At 73.8% G+C, this 21,264-nt stretch carries 16 protein-coding genes; 8 read left to right on the top strand and 8 right to left on the bottom strand.

The annotated features are described in order from the left end of the window. Nucleotides 1–132: 132 nt before the first annotated feature. The 5 genes from ACIF8T_RS38750 to ACIF8T_RS38730 all read right to left on the bottom strand — a co-directional run bounded on the left by ACIF8T_RS38750 (nucleotide 133) and on the right by ACIF8T_RS38730 (nucleotide 5,836). Complete coding sequence (locus tag ACIF8T_RS38750; protein ID WP_400041974.1) at nucleotides 133–1,443, bottom strand: DUF58 domain-containing protein; 1,311 nt, start codon at nucleotides 1,441–1,443, stop codon at nucleotides 133–135. Further along, complete coding sequence (locus ACIF8T_RS38745) at nucleotides 1,443–2,432, bottom strand: AAA family ATPase (RefSeq protein ID WP_400041978.1); 990 nt, start codon at nucleotides 2,430–2,432, stop codon at nucleotides 1,443–1,445. Before ACIF8T_RS38745 ends, ACIF8T_RS38750 begins: the two co-directional genes overlap by 1 nt. Beyond that, nucleotides 2,432–3,625, bottom strand: a complete 1,194-nt coding sequence (locus ACIF8T_RS38740; RefSeq protein WP_400041972.1) for a DUF4350 domain-containing protein — start codon at nucleotides 3,623–3,625, stop codon at nucleotides 2,432–2,434. The genes ACIF8T_RS38745 and ACIF8T_RS38740 overlap by 1 nt, the downstream gene beginning before the upstream one ends. Then, on the bottom strand, nucleotides 3,622–4,341 hold the full coding sequence (locus tag ACIF8T_RS38735; RefSeq protein WP_400041976.1) for a DUF4129 domain-containing protein: 720 nt from the start codon (nucleotides 4,339–4,341) through the stop codon (nucleotides 3,622–3,624). Before ACIF8T_RS38735 ends, ACIF8T_RS38740 begins: the two co-directional genes overlap by 4 nt. Before the next feature lie 160 nt (nucleotides 4,342–4,501). Then, on the bottom strand, nucleotides 4,502–5,836 hold the full coding sequence (locus tag ACIF8T_RS38730) for a glycerophosphoryl diester phosphodiesterase membrane domain-containing protein (RefSeq protein WP_400041970.1): 1,335 nt from the start codon (nucleotides 5,834–5,836) through the stop codon (nucleotides 4,502–4,504). Between the two features lie 140 nt (nucleotides 5,837–5,976). Between ACIF8T_RS38730 and mtnA the strand changes: the two genes are divergently transcribed. The 7 genes from mtnA (at nucleotide 5,977) to ACIF8T_RS38695 (ending at nucleotide 15,190) form a co-directional block, all read left to right on the top strand. Beyond that, nucleotides 5,977–7,125: an S-methyl-5-thioribose-1-phosphate isomerase gene (gene mtnA, locus ACIF8T_RS38725; protein ID WP_400041968.1), complete on the top strand. Its 1,149-nt coding sequence runs from the start codon at nucleotides 5,977–5,979 to the stop codon at nucleotides 7,123–7,125. Between the two features lie 209 nt (nucleotides 7,126–7,334). Further along, a complete protein-coding gene (mtrA, locus tag ACIF8T_RS38720; RefSeq protein WP_004930665.1) occupies nucleotides 7,335–8,024 on the top strand; it encodes a two-component system response regulator MtrA in 690 nt (229 codons plus the stop codon). Nucleotide 8,025: 1 nt separating this feature from the next. Further along, complete coding sequence (gene mtrB / locus ACIF8T_RS38715) at nucleotides 8,026–10,140, top strand: MtrAB system histidine kinase MtrB (protein WP_400041966.1); 2,115 nt, start codon at nucleotides 8,026–8,028, stop codon at nucleotides 10,138–10,140. Beyond that, nucleotides 10,130–11,962 (top strand): LpqB family beta-propeller domain-containing protein, encoded by a 1,833-nt coding sequence (locus ACIF8T_RS38710; RefSeq protein ID WP_400041964.1) that lies wholly within the window; start codon nucleotides 10,130–10,132, stop codon nucleotides 11,960–11,962. Before mtrB ends, ACIF8T_RS38710 begins: the two co-directional genes overlap by 11 nt. Before the next feature lie 267 nt (nucleotides 11,963–12,229). Beyond that, nucleotides 12,230–13,231: a ComF family protein gene (locus ACIF8T_RS38705; RefSeq protein WP_400041962.1), complete on the top strand. Its 1,002-nt coding sequence runs from the start codon at nucleotides 12,230–12,232 to the stop codon at nucleotides 13,229–13,231. A 312-nt stretch (nucleotides 13,232–13,543) separates the two neighbouring features. Next, nucleotides 13,544–14,236 carry a ribosome hibernation-promoting factor, HPF/YfiA family gene (gene hpf / locus ACIF8T_RS38700; protein WP_400041960.1) on the top strand — a complete coding sequence of 231 codons (693 nt, stop codon included), beginning with the start codon at nucleotides 13,544–13,546 and terminating at the stop codon, nucleotides 14,234–14,236. 207 nt (nucleotides 14,237–14,443) lie between these two features. After that, nucleotides 14,444–15,190 carry a response regulator gene (locus ACIF8T_RS38695; RefSeq protein WP_400041958.1) on the top strand — a complete coding sequence of 249 codons (747 nt, stop codon included), beginning with the start codon at nucleotides 14,444–14,446 and terminating at the stop codon, nucleotides 15,188–15,190. Nucleotides 15,191–15,276: 86 nt separating this feature from the next. Here the strand turns inward: ACIF8T_RS38695 and ACIF8T_RS38690 are convergent, their stop codons facing one another. After that, nucleotides 15,277–16,449, bottom strand: coding sequence for a winged helix-turn-helix domain-containing protein (locus tag ACIF8T_RS38690; protein ID WP_400041956.1), 1,173 nt, complete (start codon nucleotides 16,447–16,449; stop codon nucleotides 15,277–15,279). A gap of 94 nt (nucleotides 16,450–16,543) precedes the next feature. Further along, nucleotides 16,544–17,116, bottom strand: coding sequence for a GNAT family N-acetyltransferase (locus ACIF8T_RS38685; protein WP_400041954.1), 573 nt, complete (start codon nucleotides 17,114–17,116; stop codon nucleotides 16,544–16,546). Nucleotides 17,117–17,406: 290 nt separating this feature from the next. On the opposite strand from ACIF8T_RS38685, the gene secA reads away from it, so the two are divergent. Beyond that, nucleotides 17,407–20,223, top strand: a complete 2,817-nt coding sequence (secA, locus tag ACIF8T_RS38680) for a preprotein translocase subunit SecA (RefSeq protein ID WP_400041952.1) — start codon at nucleotides 17,407–17,409, stop codon at nucleotides 20,221–20,223. A gap of 101 nt (nucleotides 20,224–20,324) precedes the next feature. On the opposite strand, the gene ACIF8T_RS38675 is transcribed toward secA, so the two are convergent. Then, nucleotides 20,325–21,119 carry an Rv3235 family protein gene (locus tag ACIF8T_RS38675; protein ID WP_400041950.1) on the bottom strand — a complete coding sequence of 265 codons (795 nt, stop codon included), beginning with the start codon at nucleotides 21,117–21,119 and terminating at the stop codon, nucleotides 20,325–20,327. Nucleotides 21,120–21,264 lie beyond the last annotated feature (145 nt).

Raw genomic sequence — 21,264 nt, 5'->3', positions numbered from 1 at the left:
CAGGGGGGACCCTGTGGGAGAGTAGGACACCGCCGAACAATTCTTGAGAAAACCCCGTACCGGGTTCACCGGTACGGGGTTTTCTGCGTTTCAGGGGTGTTTGGCTCGGGGCCTTTCGGCCCCTGCCCATTGCTACAGGCGGCCTGCGGATTTCAGGGACAGGTAGGTGTCCGCCAGGGCCGGCGCCAAGTCGTCCGGGGTCGCGTCGACGACCGTGACACCGTGGCGGCGGAGCTGTTCCGCCGTGCGGTGGCGTTCCGTCTGGGCCTGGGCCGCGGCTGCGGCTTCGTAGACGGCGTCGACGTTTCCGCGTGACGTGGCCATGCGGGCGATGTGCGGGTCCGCGACCGAGGCCAGGACGACGGTGTGGCGTTGGGTGAGCCGGCCGAGGACGGGCAGGAGGCCCTCCTCGACGGGGGCCGCGTCCAGGGCGGTGAGCAGGACGATCAGGGAACGGCGGGGAGCCGTACGCAGGGCTGTGGCGGTCAGGCCGCGGGCGTCCGTTTCGACGAGCTCCGGTTCGAGCGTGGCCAGCGCGTTGACCAGGGACGGGAGGACGTCGCCCGCCGAGCGGCCCTGGACCAGGGCGCGGATGCGACGGTCGTAGGCCAGGAGGTCGACGCGGTCGCCGGCGCGGGAGGCGAGGGCCGCCAGGAGCAGGGCCGCGTCCATGGAGGCGTCGAGACGGGGGGCGTCGCCGACACGGCCCGCGGAGGTGCGGCCGGTGTCGAGGACCAGGAGGATGTGGCGGTCGCGTTCCGGGCGCCAGGTGCGTACGGCGACGGTGGTCTGGCGGGCCGTGGCGCGCCAGTCGATGGAACGGGTGTCGTCGCCGGGGATGTACTCGCGCAGGCTGTCGAACTCCGTGCCTTCGCCGCGGGTGAGGACGCTGGTGCGGCCGTCCAGTTCGCGCAGGCGGGACAGCTTCGAGGGCAGGTGCTTGCGGCTGGTGAACGGGGGCAGGACGCGTACCGTCCAGGGGAGCCTGTGGGTGCCCTGGCGGGCGAACAGGCCGAGGGGGCCGTACGAGCGGATGGTGACGCGGTCGGCCCGGCGGTCGCCCCGGCGGGTGGGGCGCAGACGGGTGGTGACGCGTCGGCGCTCGCCGGGCGGGACCGTGACGCGGTGACGGGAGGCCGCCACCTCCGTACCCGGCTGCCAGCTGCTGGGGGGCCAGGCGTCGCGCAGGTGGGCGCGGAGGGGACGGCGGGACGGGTTGGTGATCGTGAGGGTCACGTCGGCCGAGTCGCCGAGGCGTACGGAGGTGTCGCCGGAGCGGGTCAGGCCGAGGCGGCGTACCGGGGCGGCCAGGGCGAAGTCGCAGGCGCAGGCCGCGGCCAGGGGCGCGTTGACGGCCAGGAGGCCCGTCCAGCTCGGGTCCCAGAGGCCGACGGGGAGGGAGCCGAGGGCCGCGAGGAGGGCGGCGCGTCCGGTGAGTGCCATCAGCGGGGGACGGGGACGTGGGAGAGGATCGCGTTGATGACGGAGTCGGCCGTCACGCCCTCCATCTCCGCTTCCGGGCGCAGTTGCACGCGGTGGCGGAGGGTGGGCAGGGCCAGCGCCTTCACGTCGTCGGGGATGACGTAGTCCCGGCCGGTCAGCCAGGCCCAGGCGCGGGAGGCGGCCAGGAGGGCTGTGGCGCCTCGGGGGGACACGCCGAGGGTGAGCGACGGGGACTCGCGGGTGGCGCGGCACAGGTCGACGACGTAGGCCGTGATGTCCGGGGAGATCGCCGTCTTGGCGACCGCGGCGCGGGCCGCCTCCAGGTCGGCGGCGCTCGCCACGGGGCGTACGCCGGCGGCGCGCAGGTCGCGCGGGTCGAAGCCCTCGGCGTGCCGGGTGAGGACGCTGATCTCGTCCTCGCGGGAGGGGAGGGGGACGGTGAGCTTGAGGAGGAAGCGGTCCAGCTGGGCTTCGGGGAGGGGGTAGGTGCCCTCGTACTCGACCGGGTTCTGGGTCGCGACGACCAGGAACGGGTCGGGGAGGGGGCGGGGGGTGCCGTCCACGGTGACCTGGCGTTCCTCCATGGCCTCGAGGAGGGACGACTGGGTCTTCGGGGGTGTGCGGTTGATCTCGTCCGCGAGGAGGAGGTGGGTGAAGACCGGGCCGGGCTGGAAGGAGAACTCGGCGCTGCGGGTGTCGTAGACCAGGGAGCCGGTCACGTCGCTCGGCATCAGGTCGGGGGTGAACTGGACGCGCTTGGTGTCCAGTTCGAGGGCGGCGGCCAGCGCGCGGACGAGCAGCGTCTTGGCGACGCCGGGGACGCCTTCGAGGAGGACGTGGCCGCGGCAGAGCAGGGCGACGACGAGACCGGTCACGGCGGGGTCCTGTCCGACCACGGCCTTGGCGATCTCGGCGCGCAGGGCTTCCAGGGCGGCCCGGGCGTTGCCCGGGTCCCCGGTCCGCCCGGCGTTGTCAGTGGTCGGGTCCATCATGGACGGCGTACCTCTCTTTCGAGGGCGTCGAGTCGGTCGGCCAGTGCGATCAGGCTTGCGTCGTCGCCGGGCGGCGGGCCGAAGAGGAGGGCGTGCAGGTCCTGCCCGTCGCCGTGCAGGTGGGCGGAGAGGGCGGGGAGCAGGGCCTCGGGCGTGTGCGCCCGGGCCACGGGGACGCCGGCGAGGGGGGCGAGGCGGGTGCGGGTGGTGGAGCGGAGAGCGGCGGCCGCGCGGTCGCGGGCGTTCGCCTTGCGGTAGAGGCGGGCGCGGCCTTCGGCGGTCTCGGAGGCGCGGATCGCCACGGGGAGTCTTTCGGGCACCAGGGGGCCGAGCCGGCGTGCCCGCCACAGGGCGGCCAGGCCCGCCGCGACGAAGAGTTGCAGCGTGCCCCAGAGCCAGCCCGAGGGGAGCAGGTCGAAGAAGCCGCGTTCGTCCTCGTCGAGGGCCGGGTCGTCGGCGAGCGAGGGGAGGTACCAGACCAGATGGGGGCGGGAGCCGAGGAGCTGGAGGGCGAGCGAGGCGTTGCCCTGCTCGTCGAGGCGGTCGTTGAGGAGGATGTCGGGCGCGCCGAGGACGACGGTGTCGCCGCCCTCGGAGGCGTGCGGGACGCGCAGCAGGGTGGCCAGGCGCTGGCTGGGGTAGCAGGCGTCGGCCCGGAGGTGGGTGGTGGTGTAGCGGATGCCGCCGGTGTCGGCGGAGCCCGCGCGCCGGGCGGCGGGCAGGTCGCAGTCGGGGTCGAGCGTCGTGTCGGGGCTGGTGGCGGGGTCGGCGGTGACGCCGGGGGCCAGCCGTTCGACGGAGGCGCTGCCGGCGGCGACCAGGACGGCGCGGCTTCCGGTGTCCGCGAAGGCGGCGTGCAGGCGCGTCTGCTGAGTGGGCGTCAACAGGTCGGGGGCGGCGACCAGGAGAGTGGTGTCCGGGCCGGTCGCGGCGGCCGCCTCGCCCAGGGTGGTGACCACGCGCGTGTCCACGCCCCGGTCGGCGAGGAGTTCGGCGACGGCGCGGCTGCCGCCCGGGTCGGCGGAGCGCGGGTCGAGCGCGCCGTGGCGGGCGTCGGAGCGGATCACGGCGATCGCGACGGCTCCCGCCAGGAGGACGACGAGGGCGAGGGCGATGCCGCGGGCGCGGGTCCAGACCTGGCGGGGGGTGGGCGAGGCCGAGGTGGACGGGAGCGTGGCCTCGGTGGTCATCCGGTGGCTCCCTGGCGGGCGTCGGGCTCCGCGCCGGGGGCGCTGCCGCCGGTGAGCCGGGGCTTGGTGCGCTCCAGGTCGCGGTCGAGTTCGGTGAGGCGATGGTACGACTGTTCGGTCGCGGGCCGGCCGCCGTACGTCACGTCGTCGAACTCCCGGGCGGCGCCGCGCAGTCGGTCGGTGTGGGCGGGCAGGGCACGGCCCGCTTCCGCGGCCGCCTCGTCGGCGGTGCGGCCGGGACGGACGTCGAGGAGGGCGCGTTCCTCCAGGGCGCGGACGACGGCCCGCATGCGTTCCTGGACGGCCTGGTTCCAGTGGCCCCGGGCGGCGTGCGCCTCGGCGGCCGCGCGGTGTTCGGCGGCGCTGCGGGGGCGGTCGTCGAACAAGGCGGCGGCGGAGACGGGCCGGCGGCGCGGGGTGCCCAGCCGCCACCACAGGGCGGCGAGGGCCGCGACGACGGCCAGGACGACGACGACCAAGCCGAGTGTTCCGCCGGGCGTCGCGGTGGAGGCGGCATCCAGCAGCTTGCCGAGCCAGTTCCAGAACGCGTCGAGGGCGCGCTCGAACAGGCCGGGGTCGTTCTCGTGGTACATGCGCTTGGACAGCTCGCGCCGGGCCGCCTCCCGCGCGGGGTCGCGCGGGAGGGTGAGGGGCGGCTCGTCGCCGGAGCCGGCCGGCGACAGGAGCGGCGTGCCGCCGGTGCGCACCGCCGACAGGGCCGACGTGAGGCCGGTGCGCGGCAGGGGCGGGACCGGTGTGCCGCCGGTGTGCGGCAGCGGCAGGAGCGGCGTACCGCCGGTGTGCGGCAGCGCTCGTACGGCGGTGCCCGGAAGCGTGGGCACCGCCGTCAGAACTCCCCCCAGCAGGCTCACCGCATCAGCTCCCCGGGGTGGCGCCCGGGCCGGTGGGGCCGTAGCCCTGGACGCCGGCGGCGCGGGCGAGTTCCAGGTCGAGGGCCTCGCGGCGGATGCGCTGGTCGATGTAGAGGAGCACGGTGACGCCGGCCGTGATCGGCATGGTGATCATGGAGCCGATCACCGAGCCGATGCCGCTGACGACGAGGAACGTCCAGCCGAAGTCGCCGCCGCTGGTGAGGAAGGTGCCCATGCCGTCGTCGCTGACCGCCGCGGCGAGCAGGGTGAACGGGATGATGATGATCGACGCGACCACGTTCGCGATGACCGCGGCGAGCAGCTGGATGCCGAAGACCCGCCACCACGCGCCGCGCACCAGCTTCACGGAGCGGCTCAGCGCCTTGGCGATGCCCTGCTTCTCCAGCATCAGCGCGGGCGAGGCCAGCGAGAAGCGGATCATCAGCCACAGCGCGCAGACCGCGGCGCCGAGGGCACCGAGCACGAGGAGCGCCACGCCCGCCCCGGTGCCGCCGGCGGCGGTCACGACGATGCCGGGCAGGACGCCGACCGCGGCGACGCCGCCGGCGATGAGCATCAACAGGCAGATCAGCCCGAACAGCCGGGCGACCTGCGGGCGGGCGTCGCGCCAGGCCTCGCCGGCGGTCACCGGCTTGCCGAGGACCGCGCGGCTGGTGACGCTGGTGAGCAGGGCGGTCGCGATGACCGTGCCGATCAGCGAGATCACGAAGACGACCCCGGAGCCGAGCAGGGCGTCGCCCATGGCGCGGCTCAGCTCGTCCAGGGAGGCGGAGGGGTCGCCGAGGGCCGCGGTGCCGGCGCTGTCGAGGACCAGGCCCTGGAGCAGGACGACGACGATCTCGGTGAGGACCGCGACGGTGAGCGAGATGCCCAGGACCGTGCGCCAGTAGGCGCGCATGGTGGACACGGCGCCGTCGAGGATCTCGCCGACGCCGAGCGGGCGGAGCGGGATGACGCCCGGCTTGGCCGCGGGCGGGGGGCCGCCCCAGGGGTTCCCCCAGCCGCCGTGACCCCCTGGCCCGCCGTAACCGCCGGGTCCGCCCGGGCCGCCGGGCGGAGGGGCGCCCCAGCCGGGGCCGGGCGGCGGGGGCGGGGGAGCCTGCCCCGGGCCGGTGGGCGCGGACCACCGGCCGGGTGGCGGCTGCTGGTCGGACCACTTCGGGCCGGGGCCCTGCGGGGTCTGGCCGGGCTGTTCCGGCTGGTCCGCGGATGGTGCGGGGCCCGGTCGGCCGGCGGGGTCGGCAGGGCCGGACACGCCCGGGTTCTGCCCGTCGGACGGGGCGGATCCGGGCGAGGCCCAGCCCGGAGTGTCAGTCATCGTCGCTCCTTCACGGTGCCCGTCCGCGGTCGCGGCGGCAGCTTGGCGCCCATCGTGCCATGGGGTGGTCATCGCAGGACCGGGCGAGGTAGGGGCTGCGTCCCTTCAATTGTCCGGGGAAAAGGGGGCAGACTGACCGCATGGCTGATCAGTACGCGCACAGCGACGAGGACAAGCGGCCGACCGAGACCCCGGCGATCCGCTGGGAAGAGCCGCCCGAAGGCCCCGTCCTGGTCCTGCTCGACCAGACGAGGCTGCCGGCCGAGGAGGTCGAACTGGTCTGTACGGACGCGCCCGCGCTGGTGGAGGCGATTCGGTCGCTCGCCGTGCGCGGAGCGCCCCTGCTCGGGATCGCGGGGGCGTACGGCGTCGCGCTCGCCGCGGCGCGGGGCTTCGACGTGGACGACGCCGCGGACGCGCTGGCCGGCGCCCGGCCCACGGCGGTGAACCTCGCCGTCGGGGTCGGCCGGGCGCACGCCGCCTACCGGAACGCGCTCGCCCAGCACGGTGACTCCCGGCAGGCCGCCGGGGCCGCGCTGGCGGCGGCGCGGCAGCTGCACCGGGAGGACGCCGAGGCCAGCGGCCGGATGGCCGAGCACGGGCTGGCGCTGCTGGACGAGCTGCTGCCGGGCGGCGGGCACCGGATCCTCACCCACTGCAACACCGGTGCGCTGGTGTCGGGCGGCGAGGGCACGGCGTTCGCGGTAGCGCTCGCGGCGCACCGGGTTGGGCGACTGCGGCGGCTGTGGGTCGACGAGACCCGGCCGCTGCTGCAGGGCGCGCGGCTCACGGCGTACGAGGCGGCGCGCAACGGGATGGCGTACACGCTGCTCACGGACAACGCGGCGGGGTCGCTGTTCGCGGCCGGTGAGGTGGACGCGGTGCTGGTCGGGGCGGACCGGATCGCGGCCGACGGGTCGGTGGCGAACAAGGTGGGCACCTATCCGCTGGCGGTGCTCGCGCGGTACCACCACGTGCCGTTCGTCGTGGTCGCGCCGGTGACGACGGTGGACCTGGCCACGCCGGACGGGGCGGCCATCGAGGTGGAGCAGCGGCCCGGTCACGAGGTGACCGAGCTCATGGCGCCCCAGGTGCCGGTGGCCGGCGCGGAGGCGGGGACCGGCATTCCGGTCGCGCCGCTGGGGACGCAGGCGTACAACCCGGCGTTCGACGTGACGCCGCCCGAGCTGGTGACGGCGATCGTCACCGAGGAGGGCGCCGTGTCGCCGGTGACCGCCGAGGCCCTCGCCGACATGTGCGCCCGGTCGCACCACGCGACGGCCGGCTGAGGACCGCGTCGGCGCGGGCCCGTGGACGCCCGGCCGGCACGGACGGCCCAGCGGCGCGGACGCCCTTCTCGACGCGGCCGAGGAGCTCCCGGTGAGGGCGGGCCGACCGCTGCCCGGGGGCGAGGGCAGACAGTAGCGACGTCGTACGACTATCGTCACTGGCCAGTGACCTGCCTCACCACTGCCTTCGCCACCGTTATGAGAATGGGATGATGTCGTTTATGAAGGGACGAGTCCTTGTCGTCGACGACGACAGCGCACTGGCCGAGATGCTCGGCATCGTGCTGCGTGGTGAAGGTTTCGAGCCGTCTTTCGTAGCCGACGGCGACAAGGCGCTGGCCGCTTTCCGCGAGGCCAAACCCGACCTGGTGCTGCTGGACCTGATGCTGCCGGGCCGGGACGGCATCGAGGTGTGCCGCCTGATCAGGGCGGAGTCCGGGGTGCCGATCGTGATGCTGACGGCCAAGAGCGACACCGTGGACGTCGTCGTGGGCCTGGAGTCGGGCGCCGACGACTACATCGTGAAGCCGTTCAAGCCGAAGGAGCTGGTCGCCCGGATCCGGGCGCGGCTGCGCAGGTCGGAGGAGCCGGCTCCGGAGCAGCTCGCCATCGGTGACCTGGTCATCGACGTGGCCGGTCACTCCGTGAAGCGGGACGGGCAGTCCATCGCGCTGACGCCGCTGGAGTTCGACCTGCTGGTGGCGCTCGCGCGCAAGCCGTGGCAGGTGTTCACGCGCGAGGTGCTGCTGGAGCAGGTCTGGGGCTACCGCCACGCGGCGGACACCCGCCTGGTCAACGTGCACGTGCAGCGGCTGCGCTCCAAGGTCGAGAAGGACCCGGAGAAGCCCGAGATCGTGGTGACCGTGCGTGGTGTCGGATACAAGGCAGGACCGAGCTGACATGTCGGGTGACAGTGCCGCTTCCTCGGCGCCCGGCCGGTCCGGGGCCGGCGCGGAGCGGCCTGTCGGCCGTCGGCGGACGGGCTCCCGCTGGGGACGCCTCCTGGAGAGCGGGCTGCTCCAGGGCGGCGTCGAGGGCAGTCCGGTCATCCGGCTGTTCGTGCGCTGGGTGCGCCGGCCGTTGCTGCCCCTCATGCGGCTGTGGCGGCGCAACATCCAGCTCAAGGTCGTCGTCACGACACTGCTGATGTCGCTGGGCGTGGTCCTGCTGCTCGGCTTCGTCGTCATCGGGCAGGTCCGCAACGGACTGCTCGACGCCAAGGTGAAGGCCTCCCAGAGCCAGGCCACCGGCGGGTTCGCGGTGGCCAAGCAGAAGGCCGACGAGACGGCGAGCGGGACCGGCGACGACGGTGCCGCGGGGGACGCGCGGCCCTCCCAGAACGTCATCCAGTGGATGAGCGACCTGGTGTGGTCGCTGTCCAGCGGCGGCCAGGGCGCCTTCGACGTGGTGACCCTGCCGCCCGGCGACGACAGCGGCGGCGGGCGCGGACCGCGCGCCTCCGGGTACGTCGACCCGACGGCCAGCGTGCCCGGGGAACTGCGTGAGCAGGTGAACACCACCGCCGCGGCGGCCCAGAGCTACACGCGCGTCGTCTACCTCAACGGCAAGGACTCCCAGCCGGCCCTGGTCATCGGCAAGCAGGTCCTCGACCCCAACGGCGACCCCTACGAGCTGTACTACCTCTTCCCGCTCACCCAGGAGGAGAAGTCGCTCAGCCTGGTCAAGGGCACCCTGGCGACCGCCGGGCTGTTCGTCGTCGTCCTGCTCGGGGCCATCGCGTGGCTGGTGGTGCGCCAGGTGGTCACACCGGTGCGGATGGCGGCGGGGATCGCCGAGCGGCTGTCCGCCGGAAAACTCCAGGAACGGATGAAGGTCACCGGCGAGGACGACATCGCGCGGCTCGGCGAGGCCTTCAACAAGATGGCGCAGAACCTCCAGCAGAAGATCAGCCAGCTGGAGGACCTGTCGCGGATGCAGCGGCGGTTCGTGTCGGACGTGTCGCACGAGCTGCGCACCCCGCTGACGACCGTACGGATGGCCGCGGACGTCATCCACGAGGCCCGGGAGGACTTCGACCCGGTGACCGCGCGGTCGGCGGAGCTGCTCGCCGACCAGCTGGACCGGTTCGAGTCGCTGCTCGCGGACCTGCTGGAGATCAGCCGGTTCGACGCCGGCGCGGCGGCGCTGGAGGCCGAGCCGATAGACCTGAGGGACGTCGTGCGGCGCGTCGTCAGCGGGGCCGAGCCGCTCGCCGAGCGCAAGGGCACGCGGATCAGGGTCGTCGGCGACCAGCAGCCCGTCGTCGCCGAGGCCGACGCGCGGCGCGTGGAGCGCGTCCTGCGCAACCTCGTCGTCAACGCCGTCGAGCACGGCGAGGGCCGGGACGTCGTGGTCAAGCTCGCCGCGGCCGGCGGCGCGGTCGCCGTCGCGGTGCGCGACTACGGCGTCGGGCTCAAGCCCGGCGAGGCGGCCCGGGTCTTCAGCCGCTTCTGGCGGGCCGACCCGGCACGCGCGCGCACCACCGGCGGTACCGGCCTCGGGCTGTCGATCGCCCTGGAGGACGCGCGGCTGCACGGCGGCTGGCTCCAGGCGTGGGGCGAGCCGGGCGGCGGTTCGCAGTTCCGGCTGACGCTGCCCAGGACCGCCGACGAGCCGCTGCGGGGCTCGCCGATACCGCTGGAGCCCAAGGACTCGCGGCGCAACCGCGGGCTCGACGGCGCCGGCCTGCCGCGCGGCGGCGGGGAGAAGTCGGCCACCGTGCCCGCGCAGCAGACGGCGGGCGCCCTGTCCCCGGTTCCGGCGCGGGACCCGATCGGGCCCCGCCTGACCGCCGCGCCGCCCACCGCCGACCCGACGGCCCTGCCCGGCAACGGCGCGCGCGTGGTGCCGCGGCCCGCCTCGGGGACGCGACGCCCGGACGACCCGCCCGCGGACGCGGCGGGCCCGGGACGCGGGGAGCCCGCACAGGGCCCCGGCGCCACGCCGGGGGACACCGCCGGGCAGCCCGGCCAGGGGGACGTACCGACGCATGGGGAGGCAACACGTGGGCGCTGACCGCGAGGGGGCACGCCGGCACAGACCGGCGCGCGCGGCGGCGTACGTCGCCTGTGGGGCCGTCCTGCTGGCGGGCTGCGCCTCGATGCCCGACAACGGGGACCTGCGGGGCGTGGAGTCGACGCCCCGGCAGGACTCCCAGGTACGGGTGTTCGCCATGCCGCCGGCCGAGGACGCCGTGCCCTCGGAGATCGTGCAGGGCTTCCTGGAGGCTCTGACCAGCGACGACCCGAACTACAGGACGGCGCGCCAGTACCTGACGGCCGACATGGCGAAGACCTGGCGCCCGGAGCTGTCCACCACGGTGCTGACGGACGGCCCGGGGGCCCAGGCCGACAGCCCGCGGATCCGCGAGGACGCCGACGAGGTCTCCTTCACGCTGACCGGCGACAAGGTCGCCACGGTGGACGCGCAGCAGTCGTACGCCCCCGCCACCGGGCCGTACAGCAGCACCGTGCACCTGAGGCGGAACGCGAAGACCAAGCAGTGGCGGATCGACGCGCTGCCGCAGGGCGTCGTCATGGGACGGACCGACTTCCAGCGCAACTACCTGTCGGTCAACAAGTACTTCTTCGCCACGGACACCACGCAGGCCGGGACGAGCGCCCGGCCGACGGCCGTCGCCGACCCCGTCTACGTGCGCAAGCACGTGGACCCCGTGACGCACGTCGTCCGCTCGCTCCTCAAGGGGCCCACCAGACGGCTCGACCCCGTCGTGCGGTCCGGGTTCCCCACCGGGACGGCGCTCGCCAAGGGCGTCGGTGCGCTCACGCCCGACGAGCGGAGCAGGCTGACCGTGCCGCTCAACGACCGGGCCGCCGCGGCCGGCCGGAACCGGTGCGCGGAGATGGCCGCCCAGCTGCTGTTCACGCTGCGCAACCTCACGCCCGCGGTGGAGGAGGTCGAGCTGCGGGCGGGCGGGGAGGAGCTGTGCGCGCTCACCGAGGCCCGGGCCGACAGGGTGGCCTCGCGCGGCTCCACGCAGCACCCGGACTACCTGTACTTCCTCGACCCCGAGCACCGGTTCGTCCGGATCCCCGCGGGCAGCAGCGCCACGCAGCCGGACCCCGTGCCGGGGGCGCTGGGCACGGGCGAGCGGTCGCTGCGGTCGGTCGCCGTCTCGCGCGACGAGCGCACCGCCGCCGGGGTGGGCCTCGACGGCAAGGCGCTGTACGTCGGGTCCATGGTGTCCGGCGGATCGCTGGAGAAGCCCTTGCTGACCAGCGCCGGCCAGACCGAGGAGGACCGCCTGACCGCGCCCAGCTGGGACGCGCGGGGCGACCTGTGGGTGGCCGACCGCGACCCCGGCAAGCCGCGGCTGCTCCTGCTGGAGGACGGCGCCGGCGAGCCGCTGGAGGTGCGGACCCCCGGGCTGGGCGGGCGCGTCCAGGCCGTGCGGGTGGCCGCCGACGGGGTGCGCGTCGCGCTCGTGGTGGCCGAGGAGGGCAGGAGCTCCCTGGTCGTCGGGCTGATCGAGCGGCGGCGCGAGGCCGACGGGCGGTCCACGGTCACGGTCGTCGAACCGCGCTCCGCCACCCCGGAGTTCGAGCAGGTCACCGCCATGTCGTGGGCGGGCGACAGCCGGCTGGTGGTGGTCGGGCGCGAGCACGGGGGCGTGGAGCAGATGCGGTACGTCCAGGTCGACGGCTCCACGCCGGACGTGCCGACGCCCGCCGCCCTGACCGGGGCCAAGGAGGTCACCGCCTCCGGGGACGACCGGCTGCCGCTGGTGGCGTACTCGGTGGACGGGATCGTCCGGCTGCCGTCCGGGACGCAGTGGCAGAAGGTCACGGAGGGGACGGCGCCGGTCTATCCGGGATGACGGCGCCTTCGGCGGCCTGAGCAGGGGGAGGCGGTCGCTTCCGCCGGGGTGGGGATCCCGGCGGGGGCGGCCGCTTTCTCGTGGGAGCGGGCGGCGACGGGTGGGGGCGGGAGGGCATTCGGGGCGGTACTCGCAGGGGGCGGCCACTCCTGTGCGGGGAGGACGGCCACTCGTGTGAGGGACGGGCGTCGGCCGGTCCCGAAGTTGTCCACAGGCCGCTGTCCACAGGGGTGGCCGGCCGGACGCGGGGTGGGCACAGTGAGAGACATGCGCAGGTGGTGGCAGGACCTCACCGACCTGGTGCTGCCGGCCGAATGCGGAGGCTGCGGCAGGCCTCGGTCGGTGCTGTGCCCGGAGTGCCGGGACAGTCTCGGCGGGGGCGCGCCGCGGCGGGTACGGCCGGTCCCGGAGCCGCCCGGGCTGCCCGCGGTGTACGCGGCGGCCCGGTACGCGGACGAGGTCCGGGCGGTGCTGCTGGCCCACAAGGAACGGGGCGCGCTGGCCCTGTCCGGGCCGCTCGGGGCGGCCCTGGCGGGAGCGGTGCGCGCGGGGCTGTCGGCGGGAGGGGGCGGGGGCGGGGGAGGGGGCGCTGCCCCCGTCGACCGCGGGCCGGCGGGCCGCCCCGCCGGGGAAGCCGCCGGGAGACCCGTGCTGCTCGTCCCGGTGCCGTCCGCGCGGCGGACCGTGCGGGCGCGGGGACACGACCCGGCGCGGCGGATCGCGCTCGCGGCCGCGGCCGCGCTGCGGCGCGGCGGCACGCCCGCCCGGGTGCTCGCCGTGCTGCGGCAACGGCGGGCGGTGGCCGACCAGTCGGGGCTCGACTCCCGCCGGCGGCTGGCCAACCTCGCGGGCGCGCTCACGGTGGCGCCCGGCGGTGTCCGGCTGCTGTCCGACGGCCCGGTCGTCCTCGTCGACGACCTGATGACCACGGGGGCCACCCTGGCGGAGGCGGCGCGCGCCGTGCGGACCGCGCTGCGCGGGACGCCGCCGGCCGCCGGGCCCGCGCGAACGGCCGGTCCGGGCACGGCCGGAGCGGCGGCCGGCGCCGGCGGGCCGGGGCCGCTTCCGGACGGTTCCTCGACCGCGCTCGTGTACAGGGGTGAGAGCTGGGAAGGCAGAGAGGAACGAAGAATCGGATCGACGCGTGAGAAGGCGGGCCGGTGGTCGGACGGACCGGAAAGGGCGGGTGATCACGATGGCGCCGACGAGGTGATCTGCGCAGCCGTGGTCGCGGCCTCACCTGATTCCTTCGAAATAAACCGGAACTGACTGAGAACTTACGTCGTTGCAGGTAATAACAAGGCCAATTCACCGGAACGGAGGTACGTCGCAGTAGAGGGTGACGCCATCCGTCCGGGCGAGATATGTTCGGTTGTGAGGGAAAGCCGCAGGCCACGCCTCTCCAATCGGAATGCCGTGCCGCGGGATTCTCGCAATCACCCGCAACGGTGGAGTGCGGATCTCGTCCGCCGGGGAGGAGGTGGACGTCACCGAGTCCGAGGTTCCGGGACTCACCGGAACCTGGTGCAAAAGGGAGATGCTCCGCCGTCGATGCGGAGTGATCCGGGAACGGAGTTCTGCGTGGACATCGTCGTCAAGGGCCGCAAGACCGAGGTGCCCGAGCGGTTCCGGAAGCACGTGGCCGACAAGCTGAAGCTGGAGAAGATCCAGAAGCTCGACGGCAAGGTGATCAGCCTCGACGTCGAGGTGTCCAAGGAGCCCAACCCCCGACAGGCCGACCGTTCGGACCGAGTGGAGATCACGCTCCACTCGCGCGGTCCGGTGATCCGGGCGGAGGCCGCGGCGAGCGATCCGTACGCGGCGCTCGACCTGGCGGCGGAGAAGCTGGAAGCCCGGCTGCGCAAGCAACACGACAAGCGGTTCTCGCGGCGCGGTGCACGCCGGATCCCGGCAGCCGAGGTCGCCGACCACGTCCCGGGCGTGGCGACGCTCGACGGGAACGGCCTGGTCGCTCCGCAGGAGGAGCCGGAAGCCGTACCCACCAAGAAGATCGGCTCGCTGGAGGTGCAGGGTGAAGGCCCCCTCGTCGTCCGCGAGAAGACCCACGTCGCCGCCCCGATGACCCTCGACCAGGCGCTCTACGAGATGGAACTGGTCGGGCACGACTTCTACCTGTTCGTCGACTCCGAGACCAAGGAACCGAGTGTCGTCTACCGGCGGCACGCCTACGACTACGGAGTGATCCACCTCAGGACGGACACGATGGTGACGCAGGCGCACTCCCCCGAGGCGGGCGGTGCGCTCGGCGGCTGACCGTGCCGGAGTGACAGCGGATCCGGTGCCCCTGGAGCGCGCGTGCGCCCCCAGGGGCACCGGTGTGCGACCACTGAGCGTCCCGTGCTGTCACCCCGGTGCCGCCCGGGCATGAAATCATGGCCGGCAACGGCTCAACCGGTGGGCCGTTGCCTTGGGTTGGCGATGGCTCAGGACCACAGGCCGCGGCCTCAGGGGGAGGACACGATGGCGGACAGCTTCGGACCGATGCGTGACGAGGGCGCCGACGACGGCGTCGTCGGCATGGGCCCGGAGGCGGGCTCTCCACGCAAGGAGCCGATCAGAGTCCTGGTCGTGGACGACCACGCCCTGTTCCGCCGCGGTCTGGAGATCGTGCTCGCGGCCGAGGAGGACATCCAGGTCGTCGGCGAGGCGGGCGACGGCGCCGAGGCCGTGGAGAAGGCCGCCGACCTGCTGCCCGACATCGTCCTGATGGACGTGCGGATGCCCAAGCGGGGCGGGATCGAGGCGTGCACCTCCATCAAGGAGGTGGCGCCCAGCGCAAAGATCATCATGTTGACGATCAGCGACGAGGAAGCCGACCTCTACGAGGCGATCAAGGCGGGCGCGACCGGATACCTCCTCAAGGAGATCTCCACGGACGAGGTGGCCACCGCCATTCGCGCGGTGGCCGACGGGCAGTCGCAGATCAGCCCCTCCATGGCGTCGAAGCTGCTCACCGAGTTCAAGTCGATGATCCAGCGGACCGACGAGCGCCGGCTCGTGCCCGCGCCCCGGCTGACGGACCGTGAGCTGGAGGTCCTCAAGCTCGTCGCCACGGGAATGAACAACCGCGACATCGCCAAGGAATTGTTCATCTCCGAGAACACCGTGAAGAACCATGTGCGCAACATCCTGGAGAAGCTCCAGCTGCACTCCAGGATGGAGGCCGTGGTCTACGCGATGCGGGAGAAGATCCTCGAGATCCGCTGAGCCGCCGCCCTGCCGCCCTGCCGCGCCGCTGAGCCGCCCTTGCCGCGTCGCGGGCCGCCGCCGTCGCGGGGCCGCCGCGCCGCGGTTCAGGCGAGCAGGCGGGCGAGCTCCCCGGTCAGGGGGTCGCGCAGGTCGGGCGCGTCGACGCGTTCCACACGCACGTCCGTGCAGTCCACCCAGCTCGCCGCCTCGACCAGCGCCTGCGCCACCGCCGGGACCGCCTTCGCCCCGTCCAGCGTGACCTGCCTGGCGACCAGGGTGCGGCCCTCGCGGGCCGGGTCGACACGCCCGACGAGGCGGCCGCCGGCGAGGACGGGCATCGCGAAGTAGCCGTGCACCCGCTTGGGCTTGGGGACGTAGGCCTCCAGGCGGTGGGTGAAGCCGAAGATCCGCTCGGTGCGCGCGCGTTCCCAGATCAGCGAGTCGAAGGGGGACAGCAGCGTCGTGCGGTGGCGGCCGCGCGGGGGTGTCGCCAGGGCCTCGGGGTCGGCCCAGGCCGGCTTGCCCCAGCCCTCGACCGTGACCGGGACCAGGCCCGAGTCGGCGATCACCGCGTCGACCTGCTCGGCCTTGAGCCGGTGGTAGTCGGCGATGTCCGCGCGCGTGCCGACACCGAGGGACCGGCCGGCCAGGCGGACCAGGCGGCGCAGGCACTCGGTGTCGTCCAGCTCGTCGTGCAGCAGCGCGGCGGGGATCGCCCGCTCGGCCAGGTCGTACACCCGCTTCCAGCCGCGGCGCTCGACGCACACCACCTCGCCGTGCATCAGGGCGCGCTCGACGGCGACCTTGGTGCCCGACCAGTCCCACCACTCGCTCGTGCGCTTGGCGCCGCCCAGCTCCGTGGCCGTCAGCGGGCCCTCGGCGCGCAGCTGCTTGAGGACCTGGTCGTAGGTGCCGTCGGGGAGATCGTGGTTCCAGTGCGGGCGGGCGCGGTAGGCGCGGCGGCGGAAGGCGAAGTGCGGCCACTCCTCGACGGGGAGGATGCACGCGGCGTGCGACCAGTACTCGAAGGCGTGCGTGTCCTTCCAGTACGCGTGCTCCACGGTGGTGCGGCCCACGGCGCCGAGGCGGGCGTACGGGACGAGTTCGTGGGAGCGGGCCAGGACCGAGATGGTGTCGAGCTGCACCGCGCCCAGGTGGCGGAGTATGCCGCGGACGCCGGCCTTGCGGTTCGGGGTGCCGAGCAGACCCTGGGCCCGCAGGGCGATGCGGCGGGCCTCGTCTGCGGAGAGCTCTGCGAAGGGGCGCGGGGTCGTCATGGTCCGCACGATAGGGGGTGGCACTGACAACCGGGAGGAGAGGGGAAGGACAGGAGCCGACACCGCTGGACGCGGCCCTTCCCGGGCACGGCCGTCAGCGCTCCGGGGCCGGCAGGTACGGCGCCGTCGACGGCAGGCCCAGGTCGGACGGCAGCAGGGACCCCACCCAGCAGTCGCGGCGGACGCCCTTGTTGTCGAGCGCGCAGCGCAGCGTGCCCTCGACGGTGAAGCCCGCGCGTTCCGCCACCGCGCGCGACGCCCGGTTGCCGAGCTCCGCGCGCCATTCCACCCGGTCGATCGAGGCCTGCGTGAACGCCCAGCGGCAGGCGGCCAGGGCGGCCTCCGTGACGTAGCCGTTGCCGCGGTGCTCCCTGACGGCCCAGTAGCCGATCTCGGCGACGCCCGGGGCGCGCAGGGTGAGGCCGAGCATGGCCGTCAGGTCGCCGGCGGGCAGGAAGACGCCGAAGGTGAACAGGGAGCCGCTCGCCCAGCCGTCGGGGACCAGCTGCTCCGTGAAGCCCCGCGCGTGCTCGCGCAGGTACGGCGAGGGGATCGTGGTCCAGCGCTGGACGTCGGGGTCCTGGCAGGCGGCGTACACGGCGCCGGTGTCCTGCGGGCCGACCGGGCGCAGGACGAGGCGGTCGGTGGTCAGCGTGACGGGGTCCATCGGCCGATTGTGCTCGGGAGGAGTGCCCGGTGCCGTGCGAGGGGAGATCCGGCGAGCACGCGGTGACCGGGTGGTCACGGTTCGCGCACATCGCCGGCGCGGTGCGGCACCATCGGAGGCGCCCGGACGTTGTCCCCTTCGAAGCAGACGTGAAATCGGACGACGCGGCGGACGGTCGCGTCACGGCAGGCCTCCCGGCGCGGCGGGGTCCTCGCATACGATGGCCGTTGCTCAGTACGTCAAGTGGTAACCGACCGTCCCAGGCCCGACCGGCAAGGAGACCAACCCCCGTGTCCGTCCTCTCGAAGATCATGCGTGCAGGCGAAGGCAAGATCCTGCGCAAGCTGCACCGCATCGCGGACCAGGTCAACTCCATCGAAGAGGACTTCGTCGACCTCTCCGACGCCGAGCTGCGGGCCCTCACCGATGAGTACAAGCAGCGGTACGCCGACGGCGAGAGCCTGGACGATCTGCTGCCCGAGGCGTTCGCCACCGTCCGCGAGGCCGCCAAGCGCGTCCTCGGCCAGCGGCACTACGACGTCCAGATGATGGGCGGCGCCGCGCTGCACATGGGTTACGTGGCCGAGATGAAGACCGGTGAGGGCAAGACGCTCGTCGGCACGCTCCCCGCCTACCTGAACGCGCTCTCCGGCGACGGCGTCCACATCGTCACGGTCAACGACTACCTGGCCGAGCGCGACTCCGAGATGATGGGCCGCGTCCACCGGTTCCTCGGCCTGGAGGTCGGCTGCATCCTCGCGAACATGACGCCGGCCCAGCGCCGCGAGATGTACGCGTGCGACATCACGTACGGCACGAACAACGAGTTCGGCTTCGACTACCTGCGCGACAACATGGCCTGGTCCAAGGACGAACTCGTCCAGCGCGGCCACAACTTCGCCATCGTCGACGAGGTCGACTCCATCCTCATCGACGAGGCCCGTACGCCGCTGATCATCTCCGGCCCCGCCGACCAGGCCACCAAGTGGTACGGCGACTTCGCCAAGCTGGTCAGGCGCCTCAAGCGCGGCGAGCCCGGCAACCCGCTCAAGGGCATCGAGGAGACCGGCGACTACGACGTCGACGAGAAGAAGCGCACGGTCGCCATCCACGAGTCCGGTGTCGCCAAGGTCGAGGACTGGCTGGGCATCGACAACCTCTACGAGTCGGTGAACACCCCGCTCGTGGGCTACCTGAACAACGCCATCAAGGCCAAGGAACTCTTCAAGAAGGACAAGGACTACGTCGTCATCGACGGCGAGGTCATGATCGTCGACGAGCACACCGGCCGTATCCTCGCCGGCCGCCGCTACAACGAGGGCATGCACCAGGCGATCGAGGCGAAGGAGGGGGTGGACATCAAGGACGAGAACCAGACGCTCGCCACGATCACCCTGCAGAACTTCTTCCGCCTCTACAACAAGCTCTCCGGCATGACCGGTACGGCGATGACCGAGGCCGCCGAGTTCCACCAGATCTACAAGCTCGGCGTCGTCCCGATCCCGACGAACCGGCCGATGGTCCGCAAGGACCAGTCCGACCTGATCTACCGGACCGAGGTCGCCAAGTTCGAGGCCGTCGTCGACGACATCGAGGAGAAGCACCGCAAGGGCCAGCCGATCCTCGTCGGCACCACCTCCGTCGAGAAGTCCGAGTACCTCTCGCAGCAGCTCAGCAAGCGCGGCATCCAGCACGAGGTGCTGAACGCCAAGCACCACGAGCGCGAGGCGCAGATCGTCGCCCAGGCCGGCCGCAAGGGCGCCGTCACCGTCGCCACGAACATGGCCGGCCGCGGTACGGACATCAAGCTCGGCGGCAACCCCGAGGACCTCGCCGAGGCGGAGCTGCGGCAGCGCGGCCTCGACCCGGAGGAGCACATCGAGGAGTGGGCGCACGCCCTGCCCGAGGCCCTGAAGCGGGCCGAGGAGGCGGTCAAGGCCGAGAAGGAGGAGGTCGAGAAGCTCGGCGGCCTCTACGTCCTCGGCACCGAGCGGCACGAGTCGCGGCGCATCGACAACCAGCTGCGCGGCCGTTCCGGACGCCAGGGCGACCCCGGCGAGTCCCGCTTCTACCTCTCCCTCGGCGACGACCTGATGCGGCTGTTCAAGGCCCAGATGGTCGAGCGCGTGATGTCGATGGCGAACGTCCCGGACGACGTGCCGATCGAGAACAAGATGGTCACCCGCGCGATCGCCTCCGCCCAGGCGCAGGTCGAGACCCAGAACTTCGAGACCCGCAAGAACGTCCTGAAGTACGACGAGGTCCTCAACCGGCAGCGCGAGGTCATCTACGGCGAGCGCCGCCGCGTCCTGGAGGGCGAGGACCTGCACGAGCAGATCCGCCACTTCATGGACGACACCATCGACGCGTACGTCCAGGCCGAGACCGCCGAGGGCTTCCCCGAGGACTGGGACCTGGACCGGCTGTGGGGCGCCTTCAAGCAGCTCTACCCGGTGAACGTCACCATCGAGGAGCTGGAGGAGGCGGCCGGCGACCGGGCCGGTCTGACCGCCGAGTTCATCGCCGAGTCCGTCAAGGACGACATCCACGAGCAGTACGAGGCGCGCGAGGCGCAGCTCGGCTCCGAGATCATGCGCGAGCTGGAGCGCCGGGTCGTGCTGTCGGTCCTGGACCGCAAGTGGCGCGAGCACCTCTACGAGATGGACTACCTCCAGGAGGGCATCGGCCTGCGCGCCATGGCGCAGAAGGACCCGCTGGTCGAGTACCAGCGCGAGGGCTTCGACATGTTCCAGGCCATGATGGACGGCATCAAGGAGGAGTCCGTCGGCTACCTGTTCAACCTGGAGGTCCAGGTCGAGCAGCAGGTCGAGGAGGTCCCGGTCGAGGACGCCCGGCCGGACCTGACCAAGCAGGACGGCGTGCCGGCGCAGGCGGGCGCGTCCCGTCCGGAGATCCGCGCCAAGGGGCTCGACGCCCCGCAGCGGCGCAACCTGCACCTGACGGCGCCGACCGTGGACGGTGAGGGCGGCGTCGTCGAGAGCGAGTTCAACGCCGAGGACGAGGAGCCCGTGCGGTCCTCGGCCGACGGTCTGACGCGTGCCGAGCGCCGCAAGCAGGCCAAGGGCGGGCGGCGCCGCAAGAAGTGACGGCGTCGGCGACGCCGTAGCGGTTCGAAGGGCCGGGCACCCGGGGTGCCCGGCCCTTCGGCGTGCGGGGGCGCGGGCCGGGGCGGGCCCGGCCGCGGGGCTCAGTCGCGGTCGTCGCGGGCCGCGCGGGGCATGCGGGGGCCGCCCAGTTCCACCGCCGTGCAGCGCCAGCGCCGGTCGCGGCCGCGCTCCAGACGGAACGCCATGGCGCGCACCTGGTCGCCGGCCCCGATCCGGGCGAACGCTTCGATGGCGCCGGGGCGGGGCTCGAAGTGGCCGATGTCCCGGACGACGGGCCGGGTGCCGCGGGCGCGCAGGGGGCTGCGCTCGGCGAGCCAGGCGAGTTCGTCGTAGGCACGGCCCGCGGTGTGCCGGAGCATCCAGTGGACGGGGCGCTGGCCGCTGAGGACCGCGAGGAGACGGTCGGCGAAGAGGTCGGTGGGGAAGGGCTGGGCGACCGGGGCGGGGACGGCCGGCCGGCCGCCGGCCGGGGAGCCCGGCGCGTGGCCGTCGACCCGGGGTCCCGCCGGCCGGCCGCCGGTCCGAGGGGCGGCCGGCCGGTCTCCTGCCGGCGGCTCGGGCCGAGTCACCGGGGTGCTGCCGGTGGCCGCGGCGGGCCCGGGCCTCTCGAGCACGCCGGTCGCGGGAAGGGTCCGGGCGGTGCGGGCGGCCCGCGGCGCCGCCCGGCCCGGGCCGGCCGGCGGACGGCCCGCCGTGGGGCGGAGGGGGGCGGCCGTCCGGCCCGGTGCGCCGGGCGGGTCGTTGTCGCCCGGGGCCGTGCGGGGCGCGTCCCCGCCAGGGGTGCGGGGCGGGACGCCCCCGGGGCGGCCCGGGCCGCGGCGGGCCGGAGGGCGGGTGCCCGGGCGGCGCTGGGCCCTGGTCATGACCTTGTTCATCTGCGTCCCCGTTCTCTGGTCCCCGGCGTACCGGGCGGTAACTTGCGGTCGGTGATCTTGTACGGGGCGGTGGCCGGCCGGGGCAAGGAGCGGCGCGGCGCGGTGCCGGGCCCGGGGGGATTCACTTATCCGGGTGACGGAGGGG

Source organism: Streptomyces sp. NPDC085946 (assembly GCF_044540485.1).
In the GTDB taxonomy this organism is placed as follows: domain Bacteria; phylum Actinomycetota; class Actinomycetes; order Streptomycetales; family Streptomycetaceae; genus Streptomyces.
The sequence above is the reverse complement of the archived record's forward strand: the minus strand, read 5'-3'. Positions and strand labels throughout refer to the sequence as shown.

What these genes read in the sequence shown, in the direction of transcription:
- ACIF8T_RS38750 (WP_400041974.1), bottom strand. Translation starts at nt 1,443, where the DNA reads ATGGCACTCACCGGACGCGCCGCCCTCCTCGCGGCCCTCGGCTCCCTC.
- ACIF8T_RS38745 (WP_400041978.1), bottom strand. Translation starts at nt 2,432, where the DNA reads ATGGACCCGACCACTGACAACGCCGGGCGGACCGGGGACCCGGGCAAC.
- ACIF8T_RS38740 (WP_400041972.1), bottom strand. Translation starts at nt 3,625, where the DNA reads ATGACCACCGAGGCCACGCTCCCGTCCACCTCGGCCTCGCCCACCCCC.
- ACIF8T_RS38730 (WP_400041970.1), bottom strand. Translation starts at nt 5,836, where the DNA reads ATGACTGACACTCCGGGCTGGGCCTCGCCCGGATCCGCCCCGTCCGAC.
- mtnA (WP_400041968.1), top strand. Translation starts at nt 5,977, where the DNA reads ATGGCTGATCAGTACGCGCACAGCGACGAGGACAAGCGGCCGACCGAG.
- mtrA (WP_004930665.1), top strand. Translation starts at nt 7,335, where the DNA reads ATGATGTCGTTTATGAAGGGACGAGTCCTTGTCGTCGACGACGACAGC.
- mtrB (WP_400041966.1), top strand. Translation starts at nt 8,026, where the DNA reads ATGTCGGGTGACAGTGCCGCTTCCTCGGCGCCCGGCCGGTCCGGGGCC.
- ACIF8T_RS38705 (WP_400041962.1), top strand. Translation starts at nt 12,230, where the DNA reads ATGCGCAGGTGGTGGCAGGACCTCACCGACCTGGTGCTGCCGGCCGAA.
- ACIF8T_RS38695 (WP_400041958.1), top strand. Translation starts at nt 14,444, where the DNA reads ATGGCGGACAGCTTCGGACCGATGCGTGACGAGGGCGCCGACGACGGC.
- ACIF8T_RS38690 (WP_400041956.1), bottom strand. Translation starts at nt 16,449, where the DNA reads ATGACGACCCCGCGCCCCTTCGCAGAGCTCTCCGCAGACGAGGCCCGC.
- ACIF8T_RS38685 (WP_400041954.1), bottom strand. Translation starts at nt 17,116, where the DNA reads ATGGACCCCGTCACGCTGACCACCGACCGCCTCGTCCTGCGCCCGGTC.
- ACIF8T_RS38675 (WP_400041950.1), bottom strand. Translation starts at nt 21,119, where the DNA reads ATGAACAAGGTCATGACCAGGGCCCAGCGCCGCCCGGGCACCCGCCCT.